This is a genomic window from Providencia heimbachae ATCC 35613, assembly GCF_001655055.1.
Lineage (GTDB): Bacteria > Pseudomonadota > Gammaproteobacteria > Enterobacterales > Enterobacteriaceae > Providencia > Providencia heimbachae.
In genome coordinates this window covers 82,151-101,261 of record NZ_LXEW01000042.1, presented here as the reverse complement: position 1 = coordinate 101,261, position 19,111 = coordinate 82,151, and the positions used below count along the sequence as shown (strand labels likewise).

The following is a 19,111-nucleotide window of genomic DNA, read 5'->3' as shown; positions in this document are numbered from 1 at the left end:
GAAAAGGAACATCCCCTATTCTAGCACGATAAAATCAAACCAACACCCTTGTCTCAAGGTGCTGGTTTGATCATTAATAAGAGTTTACTCGTGAATATGGCTATTTTCTTTTCGGTAGTCTCGATATAGCTCGCGACTTAACACAAACGCACAGCTTATAATTAATGCTAATATTCCGCTTAATGCAACAATCAACGAAGATTTAGGAGACTCTTTTCGCAATGGCAAATCCGGCGCAAGAATAAATTTTACTGGTGTGAAATCCAATTCTTTACTCGTTAGCTCATTTAAATTATTAATATAATTTTTACGATTTTGTAAGCTTTCACTCATTAAAGCTAAATCACGATTTTGTGACTCGATCAGTAATTTCTTTTCTAACGCCTCTGTTCCTAGGGCAATTGGATAATCAGGATCGTCATTAATTGAAACCGAATCACTGGCAATCGGTTTTTCAATCCCAGCGGCTTTTGCAATATCAACTGCACGCTTTAATCTTTCAACTTTAACATCGTATTCAGTACGAATTTTAGATACTTCTTGTTTATAAGATTCTGTCGCAAATACCAGTTGCTGGGCAATCGCATTCTCAACTTCCACTTTAATTTGTTGTCTCACCTTCGATGCCGCATAGCGTACATACCCTTCAAGTAAGTCTTGGGCTTCTGTCGGCTTAGATGCACTAAAGCTTAAAATAATATCATTCGAGGTACTGTTTTTTTCTTTTGATTGATCTTTAAGCTGAATGCTATCAGAGATGATCTGGTTAACCAGTCTTTGCTTTGCAAGAGTATTGTCTTCTGAATCAACACGTTCTGATAATTTGTTATAATACTCAGTGCTTCTTACATATGATTCCTGATTCACTTTTGAACGATATTGATCAATAAAAGAACTAAAAATACGCTGAGCGCTTAAATCAAGTGAGACTTCTAAAACACTTAATTGCGCACTCAGCGCGTTCACTTCCTGAATTTCCTCAGAACTTGGTGGAATAACAATCGCTGTACTGATCCACTTTTGAGGCAAATAACTTACAACACCAATGCTAATAACCGTCATCACAACCGTAAATGAAATTATTAGCCATTTGTTTCTCAGTAATACTGCAAATAAAGCCATTAGGTCAATTTCATCACTTGGTTGTATATTAAATTGTGGGCTCTGCATTAACGTCTTTTTTAGACCACGTTGTGACTCTTGATCATTGCTCATATTAATTCCAAATGACATATTTTATATAGTATCGTTAAGTTTTAGATAAGTATTATAGTCAACTTTGAAATTTTTGATATATAGATAACCGCAGTTTATTGTATTAATTTAAGCCATCAATGTTTATATTTTCGTCATTAATAATAGTTTTAAGCATGTCAATACTTTTCTGACTATCATTTAATGCAGGTATATAGTGATAACTCTCCCCGCCGCTGCCAATAAAGAATTCTTTATTTTGCTCACTTATTTCTTCTAATGTTTCTAAGCAATCGACTGAAAAGCCTGGGCAGATAACTTGAACGGACTTAACACCCTGAGCGGGTAATTCGTGCATTGTTTTATCCATGTATGGCATCAACCATGGCTCTCGGCCAAAACGAGATTGATAAGTTAATAGCACTCTCTCACTGGGAAAGTTTAATGCCGCTCTAAGTCTTTCAGCCGTCTTTTCACACTCTTGTTGGTAAATATCACCGGTATTGCAATAACGCTGGGGAATACCATGGAAAGATAAAACCAGTCTATCGGGTTCACCATGCTGAGCAAAACTCTCTTCAATTGATGCGACAAGTGCTTGAATATAAGCCGGGTGTGTCGCATAACTGCGAATAAAATGTAGCGATGGGATCGTACGCATTCCCTGAAAAACACGGGTTACGGCATCATAAACTGCAGCGGTAGTCGTGCAGGAATATTGAGGATATAACGGTAGCACCACTAAATCAGTCACATTCTGCCCAATTAAGCTATCTACAGCACTTTTTATGGATGGGGAACCATAACTCATACCTATTTCAACCGGAATGCTTGGAAAGCATTGTGCGAGCTTTTCTTTCTGACGGAGGGAATAGACTAAAAGTGGTGAGCCGCCATCTAGCCAAATAGATTGATATAGTTTGGCAACTTTAGATGATCTAAGCGGCAAAATAGCACCATGTAAAATAGGCTTCCAAATAATACGAGGTACGTCAATAACACGCGAATCACTTAAAAACTCGGCTAGATAGCGTTTCACTGCGGATGTTGTTGGGGCATCGGGTGTGCCTAAATTGGCGAGTAGAATTCCATATTTTTTTTCTGACATGACAATTGTTCCTATTTGATAATAATTCCCAACTTTATCACAGCCTAATAACTATTTTTGCCCGCAAGTGGCACAAAAATAAAGGCAGCGGTTATCGCTGCCTTTATTAATCATATATTCTAACTGTTAGCCAAGAATTTTTGCAAGTTCTGCACTAACTTCTGCAACTTTGCGAGTTCCGTCTAATTTGAAATATTTTGTATTGCCTGCTTTTGCTTCATTTTGATAATAAGCAATCAATGGTGCAGTCAATGCGTGATATTCAACCAAACGCTTACGTACGGTATCTTCTTGGTCATCTTTACGAATAGTTAACTCTTCGCCTGTGACGTCATCTTTATTTTCAACTTTTGGCGGGTTGAAATTAACATGGTAAACACGACCTGATGGTGCATGTACACGGCGACCAATAATGCGTTCAACAATGATTTCATCTGGAACAGCAAACTCCAGAACGCTATCAACGGTAATACCCGCTTCTTTCATTGCATCTGCTTGAGGAATAGTGCGTGGAAAGCCATCTAACAAGAAGCCATTACGGCAATCTTCTTGTTTTATGCGCTCATTAACCAACGCAATAACTAATTCATCAGTAACTAATTTGCCGTTATCCATCAGCTCTTTAGCTTGTATACCTAATTCGCTTCCCGATTTGACAGCGGCACGTAACATGTCACCTGTTGAAATTTGCGGAATCCCAAATTTCTCCATAATAAATTGAGCTTGAGTGCCCTTACCTGCGCCCGGAGCGCCGAGCAGAATGATACGCATTGCGTAAACCCCTTGCTATTTAGTTTTTTATAATTTGAAAAGAAAACAAGCTACCATACCACTAGCATAGCGCTTTACTCAAGAAGACACGTAAACGATTTCGCATTTAACTTTCTTCGCAAAAGAAAAAAACCACGCTAAAGTATCGACTAAAGCGTGGTTTATGCTCAAAAACGAAAATGAATCACTAAATTACTTCAAAAGTAATTCATTGATTTTTCGTATAAATAAGTTTGGATCTTCTAATGTGCCGCGCTCAGCAAGTAAGGCTTGATCCAACAAAACATCAACCCAATCTGCAAAAATAGCGTCATCGGATACTTCAGATGCTTTTTTAACCAATGGATGTGCTGGATTTAGCTCGAAGTTATATTTAACCTCTGGCGCAGCTTGCCCTGCAGCTGCAAACAACTTCGCCATTTGCGTGCTCATTTCATCCACATTCGTTGTTACAATCGCAGGCGTATCGGTCAAACGATGTGTTAACTTAACCTCTTTAACACGTTCGCCTAGGCGGCTTTTTACACGTTCAACAAATGGTGCGAGCTGTTTATCTGCCTCTTCCTGCTCAGCTTGATTTTCATCCGCTAATTTATCCAATGACTCATCGGCTTTGCTGACAGATTGGAACTGTTTACCATCAAACTCAGATAAATAGTTCATCATCCATTCATCAATGCGGTCGGACAACAGAAGAACTTCAATTCCTTTCTTACGGAATAGCTCTAGATGCGGGCTGCCTTTTGCTGCCGCATAGCTATCAGCCGTAATATAATAAATTTTATCCTGCCCTTCGACCATACGACTAACATAGTCTTCTAAAGAGACATTTTGTTCGCTGCTATCGGTATATGTTGTCGCAAAGCGCAGAAGTTTGGCAATGGTTTCCCCATTGCCCATATCTTCTGCTGGGCCTTCTTTCATCACTAAGCCAAATTGTTGCCAAAATGATTGATATTTCTCAGCATCATTTTTAGCTAATTTTTCAAGCAATTGCAGTACACGCTTAGTCAATGCGCTGCGAAGATTACGAGTCAATGCGCTATCTTGCAAAATTTCACGAGACACGTTCAACGGTAAGTCGTTTGAATCTAGCACCCCACGGATAAAACGAAGATAGTTAGGCATAAACTGTTCAGCATCGTCCATAATAAAGACGCGCTGTACATATAGCTTTAGTCCGTGCTGTTGGTCACGATTCCATAAATCGAATGGGGCTTGTGACGGCACATACAACAAACTTGTGTACTCTTGCTTTCCTTCAACACGGTTATGAGTCCAAGTGAGAGGATCTGCATAGTCATGGGAAATATGTTTATAGAATTCAACATATTCTTCATCTGAAATTTCAGATTTACTGCGAGTCCACAGCGCTTTAGCTTGGTTTATTTTTTCCCAAGTAACCGTACCGTCTTCTTCATTTTTAGTTTCTATTTCAACCGGTAAGGCAATATGGTCAGAATATTTACTAATGACTGAGCGTAAACGCCAATTATCTAAATACTCTTTTTCATCATCACGCAGATGCAATGTGATTTCAGTTCCACGTTCTGCTTTCTCAATATCAGCGATGGTATAATCGCCTTCACCCACAGATTCCCAGAAAACCCCTTGGTCTGCTGGAGCGCCCGCTGCACGGCTGCGTACAGTCACTTTATCTGCCACAATAAATGCAGAATAGAAACCCACACCAAACTGGCCAATCATTTGGCTATCTTTTGCTTGGTCGCTTCCGAGAGATTCGAGAAAAGATTTTGTGCCTGATTTCGCAATAGTACCTAAATTATCAATAACTTCATCACGGCTCATACCAATGCCGTTATCACTGATCGTCAGTGTACCTTTATCTGTATCAGCGCTGATTCGAACGCGTAATTCGCCATCATTCTCATACAGTTCTGGCTGGGACAGCGCACGGAAACGGAGTTTATCTGCCGCATCGGATGCATTCGAAATAAGCTCGCGCAAGAAGATTTCTTTATTTGAATAAAGAGAGTGGATCATCAACTGCAGTAGTTGTTTAACTTCTGATTGGAAACCACGCGTTTCCTGTCCTTTCATGCTCATTAATCGCCTCTATTTCATCAATCTAACTGGATAGGTTTGACTTACCGATGCAGAAGAACTGGGGGCGAAAAACAAAAATTCAAGCGAAGAGAACAAAAAATTCCACAAATCACGAATAAAAGCAGAGAATTAGAAAATATTCCGACAGCCACTTACGTTATTTGAAAAATTCAGATTTTAGATGTTTTAGATGTTTTAGAACATCCTCTAAATAATTTGTGTTGCAGGAAGGCGGCAAACAAAGCTATCCCGATGAGCATACATAAGTATGTGATTCGGGTAGCTTTGTGAAGCCAACACACCTGCGGCGCAAAGTATGACGAGGATATCAAAGTTTAAGACGGCCGGAGAGCGAGTGCGAAAGCGTCGTACTATCAACTAACTCCAACTCCCCACCGACTGGAACCCCATGGGCTATACGGCTCGCCATCACCCCATACTGCCCACATATCTGTGCAATATAGTTTGCTGTTGCTTCCCCTTCCACTGTCGGATTAGTTGCCAGAATCACCTCGGTAATCGATTCCGAAGATAAACGCTCTTCTAATCTATCCAGACCAATATCCATCGGCCCTATACCATCTAAAGGGGATAAATGCCCCATCAAAACAAAATAACGCCCTGAGAACTGACCTGTTTGTTCGATGGCATAAATATCCGCAGGGCTTTCCACCACACAGATTAACCCCTGTTGCTGGCGACGTGGATTGTCACAAATATTACAGACATCTTGTTCCGTAAACGTTCGGCAATCACGACAATGCCCTATTTCAGACATTGCCCGAGTCAATGACTGCGCTAAACGCATGCCACCACTACGATCACGCTGCAATAGGTGAAAAGCCATGCGCTGCGCTGACTTAGGCCCCACTCCGGGGAGGCAGCGCAGTGCTTCCATTAATGATTCAAGAAGCGGACTTGTTTGCATTAGAATGGCATCTTAAAGCCTGGTGGTAGTTGCATACCACTTGAAACGCCAGCCATTTTTTCTTTTTGCGTTTCTTCAATACGGCGAGCCGCATCATTGAATGCCGCAGCAATCAGGTCTTCCAGCATTTCTTTGTCATCTTCTAGCAAGCTAGGATCGATTTCAACACGACGGCAGTTATGTGAACCATTGATGGTCACTTTAACCATACCCGCGCCGGATTCACCCGTCGCTTCTAGTTGAGCGATTTCTTCCTGAACTTTCTGCATTTTATCTTGCATTTGTTGGGCCTGTTTCATCAGGTTACCCAATCCACCTTTACCAAACATAATTTTCTCTCACAACTGAGGCCACAGCTTAAATCTATCGACTGTCGCGTTAAACGGGGCGAATACTTTCTTCATCAAGCTGAGCATCAAACATGGTGCGCAGCTTCTGAATTGTTTTATCCGCAATAATGGACTGACGAGCTTGCGCCAGCTTTTCTTCATAAATTGCCTGTCGCCATTCAAGCGGTGTTTTGACCGCTATATTATCATCTTGAACGATTTTCAGTTCAAGAGTGCGACCATAATGCTGGCTTAATGCCTCTTGCAGTGCTTGATGAGCGCTTGGCTTATCAAGATGGCGCTGAACAGATCGCAGATGTAAAACAATTTGCGACTCGTCTATTTCTTCTTTATATGAATTCAAAGCCAATTGTTCAACCAGCTTAGGAATATTTAATTGCGCAATTTCGCCAGACCAACTATCTCGCTCTCGGGATTCTTCAATAATTTTAACTGCCAGCTCCGGGGTTTTTTCATACTCTAACGCTTCTTTAATTTCTGTTGGTGTCGTTATCGTATTTTTGGGTTCAATGACTTCTTCATTTTGCGATCGCCACTGATACTGCTTTGGTTTTTCTGGCTTTACTGTTCCCGAGGCTTTATTCGCAATATTTTGTTGATGCTTGCTGGTCACCGCGGCCAGCCTTTCTAGTGCTGATGCCGCCGGCTTAGCCTTTTCAGGCATCGCCGGTTTATTCTTTTTTGAGTCAGGATCCTCATTTTGAGGAACTTGTAGCGCCTGCCGCGCTTTTAACAATTGCAAGGTCGGGCTATTTTCCGGCAGGTTTTCAGGACTGATTCGCTGAGTTACAGGCCGGTTGGTTACAGCGGGTATTTCTGGCTGTATTACTTGATTTGGTACGCTTTGAACCAATTTTGGTGGTACTTCAATTTCAGCTATCACACTTTTAGGATGGAAGGCCAATGCGCGTAGCAATGCCATTTCAATTCCCATGCGCCTTTCTGGCGCGAATGGTAGCTCTTTTCTTCCCACCAGTAAGGTTTGATAAAAAAGTTGTAAATCTGCGGGAGAGATAACCCTCGCAACTTGCCTTAAACGACCTTCAGTCGATGACGGGTCCGTTTCTTGTTCTGCGGGCAAAAGCTGGATCATCGCAATGCGATGGAGTAAAGATAAAATCTCAACTAATAAATTTTCCCAGTCAGCTCCCCGAGATGCAGCTTGTTGAACTTGCGTCATCACTCCAGCACCATCGGCACGAACTAATGCTTCGATAATGGCTAAAGGCTGCTCATCATCTAGCGTTCCCAGCATTTGGCTCACGATATCCGCAGTGACTTTACCTTCACCCATCGCAATAGCTTGGTCAGTTAAACTTAATGCATCACGTAAGCTGCCATCGGCAGCCCGAGCAATAAGCTGGCGCGCACGTTGATCATGTTCAATATTTTCAGCATTGAGAATAAGCTCAAGTTGCTCGCTGATTTGCGTCACATCCAAAGCTTTAAGATGAAATTGCAGGCAGCGAGACAGTATCGTCACAGGCAGTTTTTGTGGGTCCGTCGTCGCAAGTAAGAATTTCACATGCTCTGGTGGTTCTTCAAGGGTTTTCAATAACGCATTAAAGCTATGACGAGAAAGCATATGCACTTCATCAATCAAATAGACTTTAAACCGCCCTCTCGCAGGTGCGTATTGTACGTTATCAAGTAATTCACGCGTGTCTTCAACTTTCGTTCGAGACGCTGCATCAATTTCGATTAAATCAACAAAGCGACCTTGTTCGATTTCTAGGCAGTTAGCACATTTACCGCAAGGGGTGGCGGTAATACCGGCTTCGCAGTTGAGACCCTTCGCAAATAAACGGGCAATTGTGGTTTTACCTACACCGCGAGTACCCGAGAAAAGATAGGCGTGATGAAGCCGCTGATGCTCCAGCCCATTCGCAAGTGCGGTCAAGACATGCTGCTGGCCAACAACGTCTGAAAATTTTTGGGGGCGCCATTTACGGGCAAGTACCTGATAGCTCATGGATTCCACAGTAATTAAACAGGGTGCATTAATAATAGTACCATGCTACCACAGCCTCAACCTCTACGGCGAGACTGTGATAAAAATAGTCAGGAAAATTGTGGGGAGTTTTTAAAAATCAATGACCAGGAAATTCAATTAGGCTATAGGATGAGATGCCTTCTTTTTGCAAGCGTTCAACGCCACCTAAGTCAGGCAAGCTAATGATAAATGCGGCTTCCACAACATTTGCACCTAATTGTTTGATCATTTTTACTGTCGCTTCAACAGTCCCACCAGTTGCCAGTAGATCATCGACAACCAAAACGTTATCTTCTGCGGTGATGCTGTCTTTGTGGATCTCGAGCGTATCCGTACCGTACTCAAGATCGTAAGTCATGCTGAGAACTTCACGTGGGAGTTTCCCTTTTTTACGAACAGGCACAAAACCCACATCTAAACGTAATGCCACTGGCGCACCGAATAGAAAACCTCGGGCTTCAGTCCCTACAATCTTAGTGATCCCTTTGTTTTGGTAATGCTCAACTAACAGATCAATCGTTGCTTTGTATGCGGCAGGATTGTTTAACAAAGTCGTAATATCACGAAATAGCACACCTTCCTTCGGATAATCAGGAATAGCTGCGATACTTTCTTTAATCAATTGCAGTTGTTGCTCTTTAGCGGTCATAATAAAAGCCAATATAGTAAACACGAAAGGTTAGAATCTATGTAAAGTACCATAAAATTGCAATAAGAAGCCGTCTATTTCCAGTGAGTTTTCTTGTTGGATGTCAATATTCCGCTCTTTTTCCTACTTATTGAGAACAAAAATGAAAACACAAGCGCTTTTGGATGCGTTAAAAACGCAAATTGACTCCCTAGAAACACGGATTGAGCCAATTAAAGACCAAGAATTTTCACATTCTCGTTTTGATGTGCAACTGTTTAGCCGTAAATCTGCTCGCCTTGGCGATTGCCAAAATGAATTAAACAAACTTTATCAACAACTTTGTCATAGTGTTTCATTAAATCACCCTCAGCAAGTCAATTTTTTAACCGAAAAAATTGTGCATCAAATACAGGCAATTTCACGCGAAATATCAACCCAATCATTACGTGAAAAAGAAACCTCATTCAGCAAGAAAAAGGAACAGATTGATTTATATGAACGTTTATCACAACATCAAGACTTTGAACGTCGCTTACAAGGTATGATTGATGAAAAAGAATTACACCTAAATCAACTCGCCGACCACACTCAGCGTCATCAATGTCAAAAAGATCTTGCGATTTTAGCGGGGCGTTTATATCGTTGCAGACAAGCACTTTTACGTATCGAAAAAGCCATTGAACATCAGGAAAACCAATTTTTAGAATAAATAATGTTAGCGACCTGCAAAAAGGAAAACGCATGGACTTACTAAAGGATGCACCTAAAGAAACGCAATTAGCGGTTGATCTCATCTACCTATTAGAATCATCAAATATCGAAACAGACGTCGTACTTAAAGCACTTGATATTGTAAAAAGCGATTACTTGAGCAAACAAGCAACCCAAGGCTCAACGCAATGAGTTGCGAAGATTAATCTAACCGACTAATTAGCCGTTTTATCATCATTTTCATTAGGAGAACGCTTAACCTCCTGAAGCTCATCCCCTTTGCTATTATGCAAATGGACTTCTAGCTGATTAAAGGCAATATTAATATCGTTTTCTCGACATAGTTTATCAATCGCTCTATTCACTTCATCACTAGTTGTACCGCGATCCCCTATCTGGCGAACATAAAAACGCAGTTCATGATCTAAGGTACTGGCGCCAAAACCTGTAAAATAAGCGCCTGGCGCAGGCTCTGTCATCACTTTGCTATTGGATGTTGCCGCAGTGAGTAGCACCTGTTTAACCTTTTCCAGATCAGAACCATACGCCACACCCAGCGCAACGGTGATCCTTGTTACCGTATCGGAAAGTGACCAGTTGATCAGCCGCTCCGTGACAAAAGCCTTATTCGGAATGATCACTTCTTTGCGATCAAAATCCACAATCGTGGTTGCACGAATACGAATTTTACTTACTGTACCTGAATAAGTACCGATTGTGACAGTATCCCCGATGCGGATCGGCCTTTCGAACAGTAAAATAATCCCGGAAACAAAGTTAGCAAAGATTTCTTGTAAACCAAAACCTAGCCCCACTGTCAATGCCGCAGCTAACCACTGCAGTTTATTCCACGTGACCCCGATCATACCAAGTGAAGCTATCGCGCCAATACCCACAATAATATAGGTCAGCATGGTCGTAATGGCATAAGTGGAACCTTGTCTCAATTTCAAGCGTGATAATACCAAGACTTCCAATAAACCAGGGAGATTTCGAGTCATCACCCAAGCGACGATAATAATCACCATCGCCAAAATTAAGTTCGCTAACGTCACGTACTGAAGGATATTGCCCCCCTCAGCTGAAGTCGCGGTATATCCCCACAGATTGACGCTGTCTAAGAAAGAAAAAATAGTAATGAAATCAGACCAAATCGCATAAAATGCTAGTGCAAAAACAATGAACAAGACCATAGTTGTGAGCCGTAACGACTGCTGACTAATTAACTCAATCGTCATCGGAGGCTCAGTGATTGGCTCATTTTCAACATCTTCTTGTTTTAACATTGCACGGCGTTCAAGGGCTCGTTTATAAGCTAATTTTCTTGCACCAAGACTTAAACCTCTTAGACAAACGTTATAAACAAGATACCAAAGTACCAGAAGATACAAGCTGTCTAGCCAGCGGTTAGCAAGACGTAATGTCGTATAATAGTAACCCGCGATCATCAAACCAATCAGTATTAATGGTGAAAAAGTCAGTAACGTAATCAAAATTGAACGTGTTAAATGACTGCCCTTTTCTTGCCAAACCTGCTTACAAAAAGGAAGTGTAAAAATACACAACAATAATAATGAAATAGAGACAATTAATTGCCCGATGACATCTTCAGACACTTTAAGTGGGTTAATCATCCCATAAGTTGAAAAATAAATGAGGGGTAACAAAGGCACAGACAAGCGCAACATTCTACGGCGCATTCTTGCCGCCGCTTCTTTCTCAATTCCAAAATGTTTTTCTGCGATCCCTTGCGGCTTAAGCACTCTGAAACTCAGCTCAAATAACGTCCAAAAAATTGCTAGCTGAATACAATAATCCCACACAAAACTACCTTGTGTATTACCCGTTTTTAAGAACCAATAACCAATAGCAATAACCACCAGCGATATTGGGATCGTTTGCAACAGAGTCAGTAATAATGCAAAAGGCGTATTTAATACGCTGTCTTGTCGCAAGCTGGATAATTTTTGGTCAATATCTTGTAACCGTAACGTAATTTTTCGACTGAGCCACACAAAAACTAAGGCAGCCAAAAGTAGTGGAATCGTCACTAACAGTGAATTTAAAAACCCTTTTTTTAGGCTCGCCACTGAAAAATCAAAATCCATATGACTAAGCTGATAGGTTGCCGCTTCTGGAAAAGCTTTCAACCATTCGATGTCCATTGGCTTGTTACTGTTTACCCAAAATATTTGCTGCGCTAAGGTATTTTCAAGAGAACTGACTACGCTTAATAATTGGTTTTGGTCTAATTGCAAGTTAATGGCTTGCGATATTTGCCCACCTAACTGAAAATTTAACTCATCCAGCAGTTCACGACGAACATCTAATAACTTAACTAATGCGGCTTTATCTTCTGGCGAAAATTGCATCGCCCCATCTTGCTCTCCACCAACTTTAACGGCCTGCTGTTTTTCTAAATTAGTTATATAATCATTAGTTTGGTACAGCGCATCACGCTGTTGATTTATATCGAATTGTTCTAGTCGCAGATCGGCAATAACCACAGGAAGATTTTTGGTTAGAATATCCGGCGGCAAGTCTATTTGTTGCTGAAATAAAATTCGAGATAATAGCAAGCTGCCACGTAATACATTAATTTGTTCTTTAAGATTACGCTCTGATTGTGTTGCTCTCTCCAACCAGGCTTTAACCCGAATACCATTTTGCACCATTTTGTTACCACCTTGCGTGGCTTCAATTAACCGATTACTGAGTTGATTATTTATTTCTATTTCTTTTTGAATGATCGGGTTTTGTTGAACTGCGATATCGGTTGTGGAGGTGCTTTGAGCTTCTCGAACTGTCGATTGTGAATCGTTAAGACGCTTATTGCTGATAGCTTCTTGAATGGCCTGAATCTGATTTTCGAGTTGCGCAATATATGCTGCGGTATAATCTCGTTGCTTTTGTAATACATCTTGCAATTGTGTATTTGCTTGCAATATTCGTTTTTGAAATTCATTTTGTTGTTGTAATAAATATTGCTCTATTTGCAACATATTAATTTGGGTTGCTCGTAATTTTACTGAGTCATTTAACGTACTATTTAATTCATTTCTAATTTCTTGCAACCGTCTTGCATTATCAAGCATCATCGCCTGAGCTCTTTCAGGTTGAGTTTGTAAACCGATAAGCTGACTATTATAAGTGGCCAGATCATTTTGCTCTGACTGTAAATTATCTAAATAAGACGCCAATATTGACTCTAATTGCTGAAGATTACTGTTTTCAATCCGGTGAGTAAAATTAATCTCTGAACTTTCACTATGATTTTTTATTTGTTGCAGACCTTGAATAGCTTCACGTGACTCTTCACTGGAGTGATTTATTTTTTTTTGCAGTTCATCCGATTTTTGTTGCAGCTTATCTAGCTCATCATAAAACCCAACAGACTTTTCTAAATCAGCAATAGAAAGTTTATCTTCTTCAGTTAGATTACTTTTTTTATTGAGTGCATTGAGTTCGCTGTTAATATCGCTTTTGCTAGGAAGATTATTTGCGCCGAATGCTGTTACGTGAAATGAAAACAGGATAATAACGAAAGCCCAAAAAACGCTAACTGGATATAGCCATGTTCTTTTATGTTTGCTCATGAGATATCTTTAAACCCTGTTTAATGGTTAATAGCAGTGCTGACGATCCAATATCAGCACTCATTTCGCTATTATTTACTCTACTATTATCTCTCTTTCAACCATTTGGTAAAATAATTAGAAAGTGAGTACTTTTTCAACCTCAAGAGTCCAATTTGCAAGTTCAACAAGTGTGCCGATTTCGACACCATCAACAAGAGGTAAATCACTTATCCCTCTCGCATCGGTACAGGTTTTACATAATTTAACAGGCACTTGTTGAGCAGTCAGAATCTCTAGCATCTGCTGCAAATTGTAACCTTCTTTTGGCTTTTGAGCCGTAATTCCGGCACTCACCGCATCAGACATTAAGAAAACCTTTAAGTCAGTCTCAGGATGTTGCTCTTTTATGGTGATGGCTAAGCGTAGTGAATTGAATAATGTTTCGCTACCATAAGGTGCGCCGTTGGCTATAATTAGAATGGATGACATATTTCTCTCCCGTTTATTCTATTTGAATTGCTTAAATTCGTATTGCCGCGTTATTTTTTAAGGTCTCAATCAGTGTATCAACCAATGTAACGGTATATTGGTTTATATTAAAACTTCCAGATTGTAATAACCATGTTTCTAACAAACCAGACATAAGCGAACGGATCATTATAGCAGCGCATTCAATATTAAGAGTTGCAGGAAGTTGTCCTACATCAATACAGGAACGTAAAATCTCAATAATTCGATATTGGCTAGCAACATAATTTGCTCTTTTGAAATCCACTAATGCAGCCATTTCGCCCACTAATTCGCATTTTAGGAAAAAAATCTCCATGAGTGCACGATTTTTAGGATTTTCAATAAAATCCGTTAAAATAAAAATTAGTAATTCTCTTAGTATTGAGAGTGGATCGTTGGTATATTTAGAACGATAATATTCTTCAGCTTGTACTATTTGATTATCACCAAATTCACAAGCTTGGTAAAAAAGATCAACTTTATTTTTGAAATGCCAGTATATAGCACCTCGGGTTACACCCGCTGCATTTGCTATATCGGCTAGTGATGTGGCAGAAACGCCCCGCTCAGAGAATGTTTTGATCGCAGCATCTAGTATTTCCTGACGGGTTTCTTCAGCCTGTTGTTTAGTTTTTCGTGCCATTGTGACCCGTTTCTATCGAAAGCTGATTTACATACATTAGTGTATGTTTGTACTATAGCATAGTGATAAATCTTATTGTTTACCATTTTTCTTATTTTTATTTCGAACTCATGTCGATTAATTGAGGTTAACTTATGCGAAAAAACAGAGGGGTGTTACCTCTGGCTCTGTTGGTTCTTTCAGGTGGCTTAGTTTTATCAGGTTGTAACGATGACCAAAAAGGTGGCGGTGAACGCCCGGCGCCTGAAGTAGGAATTGTTACGCTTAAAGCTGAACCTCTGACTATTAAGACCGAATTACCAGGCCGTACATCCGCATTTCGTGTTGCTGAAGTCCGTCCACAAGTCAGTGGGATTGTACTAAAACGCAACTATAAAGAAGGTAGCGATGTAGAGGCGGGGACATCTTTGTATCAGATTGATCCTGCACCTTTCCAAGCCACCTTTGACAGTGCGAAAGCAGAACTAGCAAAAGCACAAGCGAATGCGAATTTAGCCGGTTTAACCGTTAAACGTTATAAACCACTGCTAGGGACTAACTATATAAGTCAGCAAGAATACGACCAAGCCACCTCAACTTATGCTCAAGCACTTGCTGCCGTTAAAGCAGCTGAAGCCGCAGTTGAAAGTGCCCGTATCAACTTGAACTATACCAAAGTAACAGCACCAATCAGTGGCCGTACGGGTAAATCTAATATCACTGAAGGTGCATTAGTTTCTACGGGTCAAGCCACTGAATTAATGCGTGTTCAGCAGCTCGACCCTATCTATGTAGATGTCACTCAATCAAGTGAAGACTTTTTGCGTCTGAAAAATGAGATAGCCAAAGGCGCTGTACAGAAAGAAGCCGGTAAAGCCCCTGTTAGCTTAATCAGTAACAATGGCCAAGAATTTACTCAAAAAGGAACACTGGAATTCTCTGATGTGACTGTTGATGAGACAACAGGTTCAATCACTATGAGAGCTGTTTTCCCTAACCCGGACAAAGAGCTTCTTCCTGGCATGTTTGTTCGCGCTATTCTCGAAGATGGTGTGATTGAACAAGCAATTTTAGTTCCACAGCAAGGCTTGTCTCGTACAGCTCAAGGTACTTCACAAGTTATGGTGGTTGGTGCTGAGAACAAAATTGAAGTCAGACAAGTTAAAGCAGCGCAAGCTATTGGCAACAAATGGCTGGTAACAGATGGGTTGCAGGCAGGTGATCGCGTTGTCGTCATTGGTCTACAAAAAATCAAACCTGGCGTTGTTGTTGTTCCTAAGGAAGCTAACTTAGAAACGCAATCCATAGACAATCAGGCTAAACCTGAAGAAAAGTCTAAATAAGGGAGCGGCTGATTAATGCCTAAGTTTTTTATAGAAAGACCAATTTTTGCGTGGGTAATTGCGATTATCACCATGCTTGCTGGTCTGTTGGCAATTATCCAGTTACCTGTTGCTCAGTACCCGACTATCGCGCCCCCGGCTGTTTCTATCTCAGCTAACTACCCGGGAGCGGATGCCTCGACGGTACAAAATACAGTAACGCAAGTTATCGAACAGAACATGAATGGTATCGATAACTTGGTATATATGTCATCGAGCAGCGATTCATCTGGTTCAGCAAGTATTACGCTAACTTTTGAAGCGGGTACTGATGGAGATATCGCGCAAGTTCAGGTGCAAAATAAATTGCAACTGGCGATGCCACTGTTGCCACAAGAAGTTCAGCAACAAGGTATTAGTGTCGATAAATCAACCAGTTCATTCTTGATGGTTGCAGGTTTCGTCTCAAACGATGGCTCAATGGGTCAGTACGATATTGCCGACTATGTGGGTTCGAATATTAAAGACCCCCTTAGCCGAGTCAATGGTGTCGGTGAGACGCAACTGTTTGGTACCCAATATGCAATGCGTATTTGGTTGAAACCAGAGCAGCTCGTTAAGTACAACATGACAACAACCGATGTCATCAATGCAATCAAGGTCCAAAATAACCAGGTTGCAGCGGGGCAACTCGGGGGTTCGCCATCAATCGAGAACCAACGTTTAAACGTATCAATTATTGCTCAAACTCGTTTAAATAACGTTGAGGAGTTCTCCAACATCCTGCTACGAGTGAACCAAGATGGTTCGCAAGTTCGCATTAAAGATGTTGCGGAAGTTCAACTCGGTGCAGAAAACTACAGTACGATTGCCCGCTTTAATGGCATGCCAGCAGCAGGTATCGGTATTAAGTTAGCAACAGGCGCGAATGCGTTAGATACCTCTAACAACGTTCGTGCAGCACTTGAAGAGATGAAACCGTTCTTCCCTCAAGGCTTAGAAATTGTTTATCCATACGATACAACACCATTCGTTAAAATCTCAATTAACGAAGTTGTAAAAACGTTAGTCGAAGCAATTATGTTGGTTGTTGTCGTCATGTATTTGTTCCTACAAAACATTCGCGCCACATTGATACCAACAATTGCAGTACCCGTGGTACTTCTAGGAACCTTTGCCATCTTGTCGGCATTCGGTTACTCAATTAACACCTTGACGATGTTTGCGATGGTGCTCGCCATCGGTCTACTCGTCGATGACGCCATCGTTGTTGTTGAGAACGTTGAACGTGTTATGCAAGAAGAAGGCTTATCACCAAAAGAAGCGACCAAAAAATCAATGGGTCAAATCCAAGGTGCGTTAGTCGGTATCGCATTGGTACTCTCGGCCGTATTTATCCCAATGGCCTTCTTCGGGGGTGCTACAGGGGCAATTTACCGCCAGTTCTCAATTACTATCGTATCATCGATGCTCTTATCCGTACTGGTTGCAATGATCTTAACGCCAGCACTGTGTGCCACTATGCTTAAGCCGATTGAAAAAGGCAGCCATGGTACTCAAAAAGGATTCTTTGGATGGTTCAATAGAACATTTGAAAAACAAGCTCACCACTATACCGACAGCGTAAGTCGTATGCTTAACGGCACTGGTCGTTATTTATTGATTTACTTAGTGTTAGTTGCGGGCATGGCGTTAATGTTCGTGCGTCTCCCTTCGTCTTTCTTACCTGCAGAAGACCAAGGGGTATTCCTGTCGATGGTTCAACTACCGCCGGGATCTACGCAAGAACAAACGCAAGCTGTATTGGATGAAGTGAATAACTACTACCATACAAAAGAAAAAGATAACGTTGAATCTGTCTTTACCGTTGGGGGCTTTAGCTTCGCGGGTCAAGGGCAAAACATGGGTCTCGCGTTCGTCGTTCTGAAAAATTGGAGCGAACGTAAAGGTGATGAAAACCACGTTGATGCGATTGTGCAACGCGCCAATATTGCACTTTCTCAAAAGCAAGAGGCGATGATTTATGCCTTTAACCTTCCTGCTATTGTTGAGTTAGGTACTGCTGACGGGTTTGACTTCGAGTTAGTTGATAAAGGTGGCTTAGGGCATGAGCAATTGATGCAAGCCCGTAATCAGTTACTTGGATTAGCCGCTCAGCACCCAGAAATATTGCAAGGTGTCCGCCCTAATGGTCAAGATGATACATCGCAATATCGTATTTATATTGACCAACAAAAAGCACAGGCTCAAGGCGTTGCCATAAGTGATATCAACGCAACACTCAGCTCTGTCTTTGGTGGAAGCTACGTTAACGACTTTATCGACCGTGGTCGTGTGAAGAAAGTTTACGTACAAGGTGATGCGGAAAGCCGCATGTTACCATCCGACATCAGCAACTTATATGTTCGTAATAACCTAGGTAAAATGGTTCCGTTCTCTGCATTTATGGACGAATCTCAAGACCCATGGAAATTTGGTTCACCACGTTTAGAGCGTTATAACGGTGTACCGGCAATGAACATTCAAGGTCAAGCGGCTCCGGGTAAAAGTACCGGTGATGCAATGCTGATGATGGAGAAACTGACCACAGAAAACTTACCTACGGGTATTGGTTATGAGTGGACAGGTATGTCATATCAAGAACGTCTGGCGGGTAACCAAGCCCCTGCTCTGTACGCAATTTCCTTGATAGTGGTATTCCTCTGTCTTGCTGCACTGTATGAGAGCTGGTCAGTTCCGTTCTCGGTCATGTTAGTGGTTCCTTTGGGTATTATCGGTGCATTACTCTTTACCTCTATTCGTGGTCTCGATAATGACGTTTACTTTAAGGTAGGGCTCCTGACAACCATTGGGCTATCGGCGAAGAACGCAATTTTGATTGTTGAATTCGCTAAAGACTTAATGGAAAAAGAAGGCAAAGGGTTGGTTGAAGCAACATTGAATGCAGTTAAAATGCGTTTAAGACCAATTCTGATGACATCCTTAGCCTTTATGTTAGGGGTTATCCCTCTGGTGTTTAGTAATGGTGCAGGCTCAGCATCACAGAACTCTGTTGGTACAGGTGTTCTTGGTGGTATGTTTGCTGCAACATCACTGGCTATCTTCTTCGTTCCCGTCTTCTTTGTGGTGATCCGTCGCCGTTTCTCGAAGAAGTCTGAAGATGTTGAACATAACCATCCACCAGCAGCTCAGTAATCATTACTTTGATTATCAAAAGGTCACCACTTGGTGGCCTTTTTTATTACGCTAGATCCTCGTTTCTTCCTCATGTTTTTTATTCCTTCCTTATTATTTTTTGATTGTTTATGTGGACAAATTTGCCTTTA

15 protein-coding genes are annotated in these 19,111 nt (G+C 41.3%); 4 read left to right on the top strand and 11 right to left on the bottom strand.

What is annotated here, in order from left to right:
• Nucleotides 1-84 precede the first annotated feature (84 nt).
• The 8 genes from wzz(fepE) to apt form a co-directional block, all read right to left on the bottom strand.
• Nucleotides 85-1,215: an LPS O-antigen length regulator Wzz(fepE) gene (gene wzz(fepE) / locus M998_RS15705; protein ID WP_068909724.1), complete on the bottom strand. Its 1,131-nt coding sequence runs from the start codon at nucleotides 1,213-1,215 to the stop codon at nucleotides 85-87.
• A 103-nt stretch (nucleotides 1,216-1,318) separates the two neighbouring features.
• On the bottom strand, nucleotides 1,319-2,302 hold the full coding sequence (gene hemH, locus M998_RS15700; protein ID WP_068446159.1) for a ferrochelatase: 984 nt from the start codon (nucleotides 2,300-2,302) through the stop codon (nucleotides 1,319-1,321).
• A gap of 126 nt (nucleotides 2,303-2,428) precedes the next feature.
• The gene (gene adk / locus M998_RS15695; protein WP_068909722.1) at nucleotides 2,429-3,073 is read right to left on the bottom strand and encodes an adenylate kinase; all 645 of its coding nucleotides are present in this window, start codon (nucleotides 3,071-3,073) and stop codon (nucleotides 2,429-2,431) included.
• 192 nt (nucleotides 3,074-3,265) lie between these two features.
• Entirely contained in the window at nucleotides 3,266-5,140 is a 1,875-nt protein-coding gene (htpG, locus tag M998_RS15690) for a molecular chaperone HtpG (RefSeq protein WP_074379446.1), read from the bottom strand.
• 328 nt (nucleotides 5,141-5,468) lie between these two features.
• On the bottom strand, nucleotides 5,469-6,068 hold the full coding sequence (recR, locus tag M998_RS15685) for a recombination mediator RecR (protein ID WP_068909718.1): 600 nt from the start codon (nucleotides 6,066-6,068) through the stop codon (nucleotides 5,469-5,471).
• Nucleotides 6,068-6,397: a YbaB/EbfC family nucleoid-associated protein gene (locus M998_RS15680; RefSeq protein ID WP_068446168.1), complete on the bottom strand. Its 330-nt coding sequence runs from the start codon at nucleotides 6,395-6,397 to the stop codon at nucleotides 6,068-6,070. Before M998_RS15680 ends, recR begins: the two co-directional genes overlap by 1 nt.
• A 49-nt stretch (nucleotides 6,398-6,446) precedes the next feature.
• On the bottom strand, nucleotides 6,447-8,390 hold the full coding sequence (gene dnaX, locus M998_RS15675) for a DNA polymerase III subunit gamma/tau (RefSeq protein ID WP_068909716.1): 1,944 nt from the start codon (nucleotides 8,388-8,390) through the stop codon (nucleotides 6,447-6,449).
• 118 nt (nucleotides 8,391-8,508) lie between these two features.
• Nucleotides 8,509-9,060, bottom strand: coding sequence for an adenine phosphoribosyltransferase (apt, locus tag M998_RS15670; RefSeq protein WP_068446173.1), 552 nt, complete (start codon nucleotides 9,058-9,060; stop codon nucleotides 8,509-8,511).
• A 142-nt stretch (nucleotides 9,061-9,202) separates the two neighbouring features.
• On the opposite strand from apt, the gene priC reads away from it, so the two are divergent.
• Together priC and M998_RS19355 are read left to right on the top strand one after the other, a co-directional pair.
• Complete coding sequence (gene priC, locus M998_RS15665; protein WP_068446175.1) at nucleotides 9,203-9,751, top strand: primosomal replication protein PriC; 549 nt, start codon at nucleotides 9,203-9,205, stop codon at nucleotides 9,749-9,751.
• 32 nt (nucleotides 9,752-9,783) lie between these two features.
• Nucleotides 9,784-9,945: a YbaM family protein gene (locus M998_RS19355; RefSeq protein ID WP_073890292.1), complete on the top strand. Its 162-nt coding sequence runs from the start codon at nucleotides 9,784-9,786 to the stop codon at nucleotides 9,943-9,945.
• Nucleotides 9,946-9,968: 23 nt separating this feature from the next.
• Here the strand turns inward: M998_RS19355 and mscK are convergent, their stop codons facing one another.
• The 3 genes from mscK to acrR all read right to left on the bottom strand — a co-directional run bounded on the left by mscK (nucleotide 9,969) and on the right by acrR (nucleotide 14,484).
• Nucleotides 9,969-13,349: a mechanosensitive channel MscK gene (gene mscK / locus M998_RS15660; RefSeq protein WP_068909715.1), complete on the bottom strand. Its 3,381-nt coding sequence runs from the start codon at nucleotides 13,347-13,349 to the stop codon at nucleotides 9,969-9,971.
• Nucleotides 13,350-13,466: 117 nt separating this feature from the next.
• Nucleotides 13,467-13,820, bottom strand: a complete 354-nt coding sequence (locus tag M998_RS15655) for a DsrE/DsrF/TusD sulfur relay family protein (RefSeq protein ID WP_068446179.1) — start codon at nucleotides 13,818-13,820, stop codon at nucleotides 13,467-13,469.
• Between the two features lie 31 nt (nucleotides 13,821-13,851).
• Entirely contained in the window at nucleotides 13,852-14,484 is a 633-nt protein-coding gene (acrR, locus tag M998_RS15650) for a multidrug efflux transporter transcriptional repressor AcrR (protein ID WP_068909713.1), read from the bottom strand.
• A gap of 134 nt (nucleotides 14,485-14,618) precedes the next feature.
• Here acrR and M998_RS15645 point away from each other — a divergent pair, with 134 nt between their 5' ends.
• Nucleotides 14,619-15,806: an efflux RND transporter periplasmic adaptor subunit gene (locus tag M998_RS15645; RefSeq protein WP_068446183.1), complete on the top strand. Its 1,188-nt coding sequence runs from the start codon at nucleotides 14,619-14,621 to the stop codon at nucleotides 15,804-15,806.
• A gap of 15 nt (nucleotides 15,807-15,821) precedes the next feature.
• Entirely contained in the window at nucleotides 15,822-18,980 is a 3,159-nt protein-coding gene (locus tag M998_RS15640; RefSeq protein ID WP_068446185.1) for an efflux RND transporter permease subunit, read from the top strand.
• Nucleotides 18,981-19,111 lie beyond the last annotated feature (131 nt).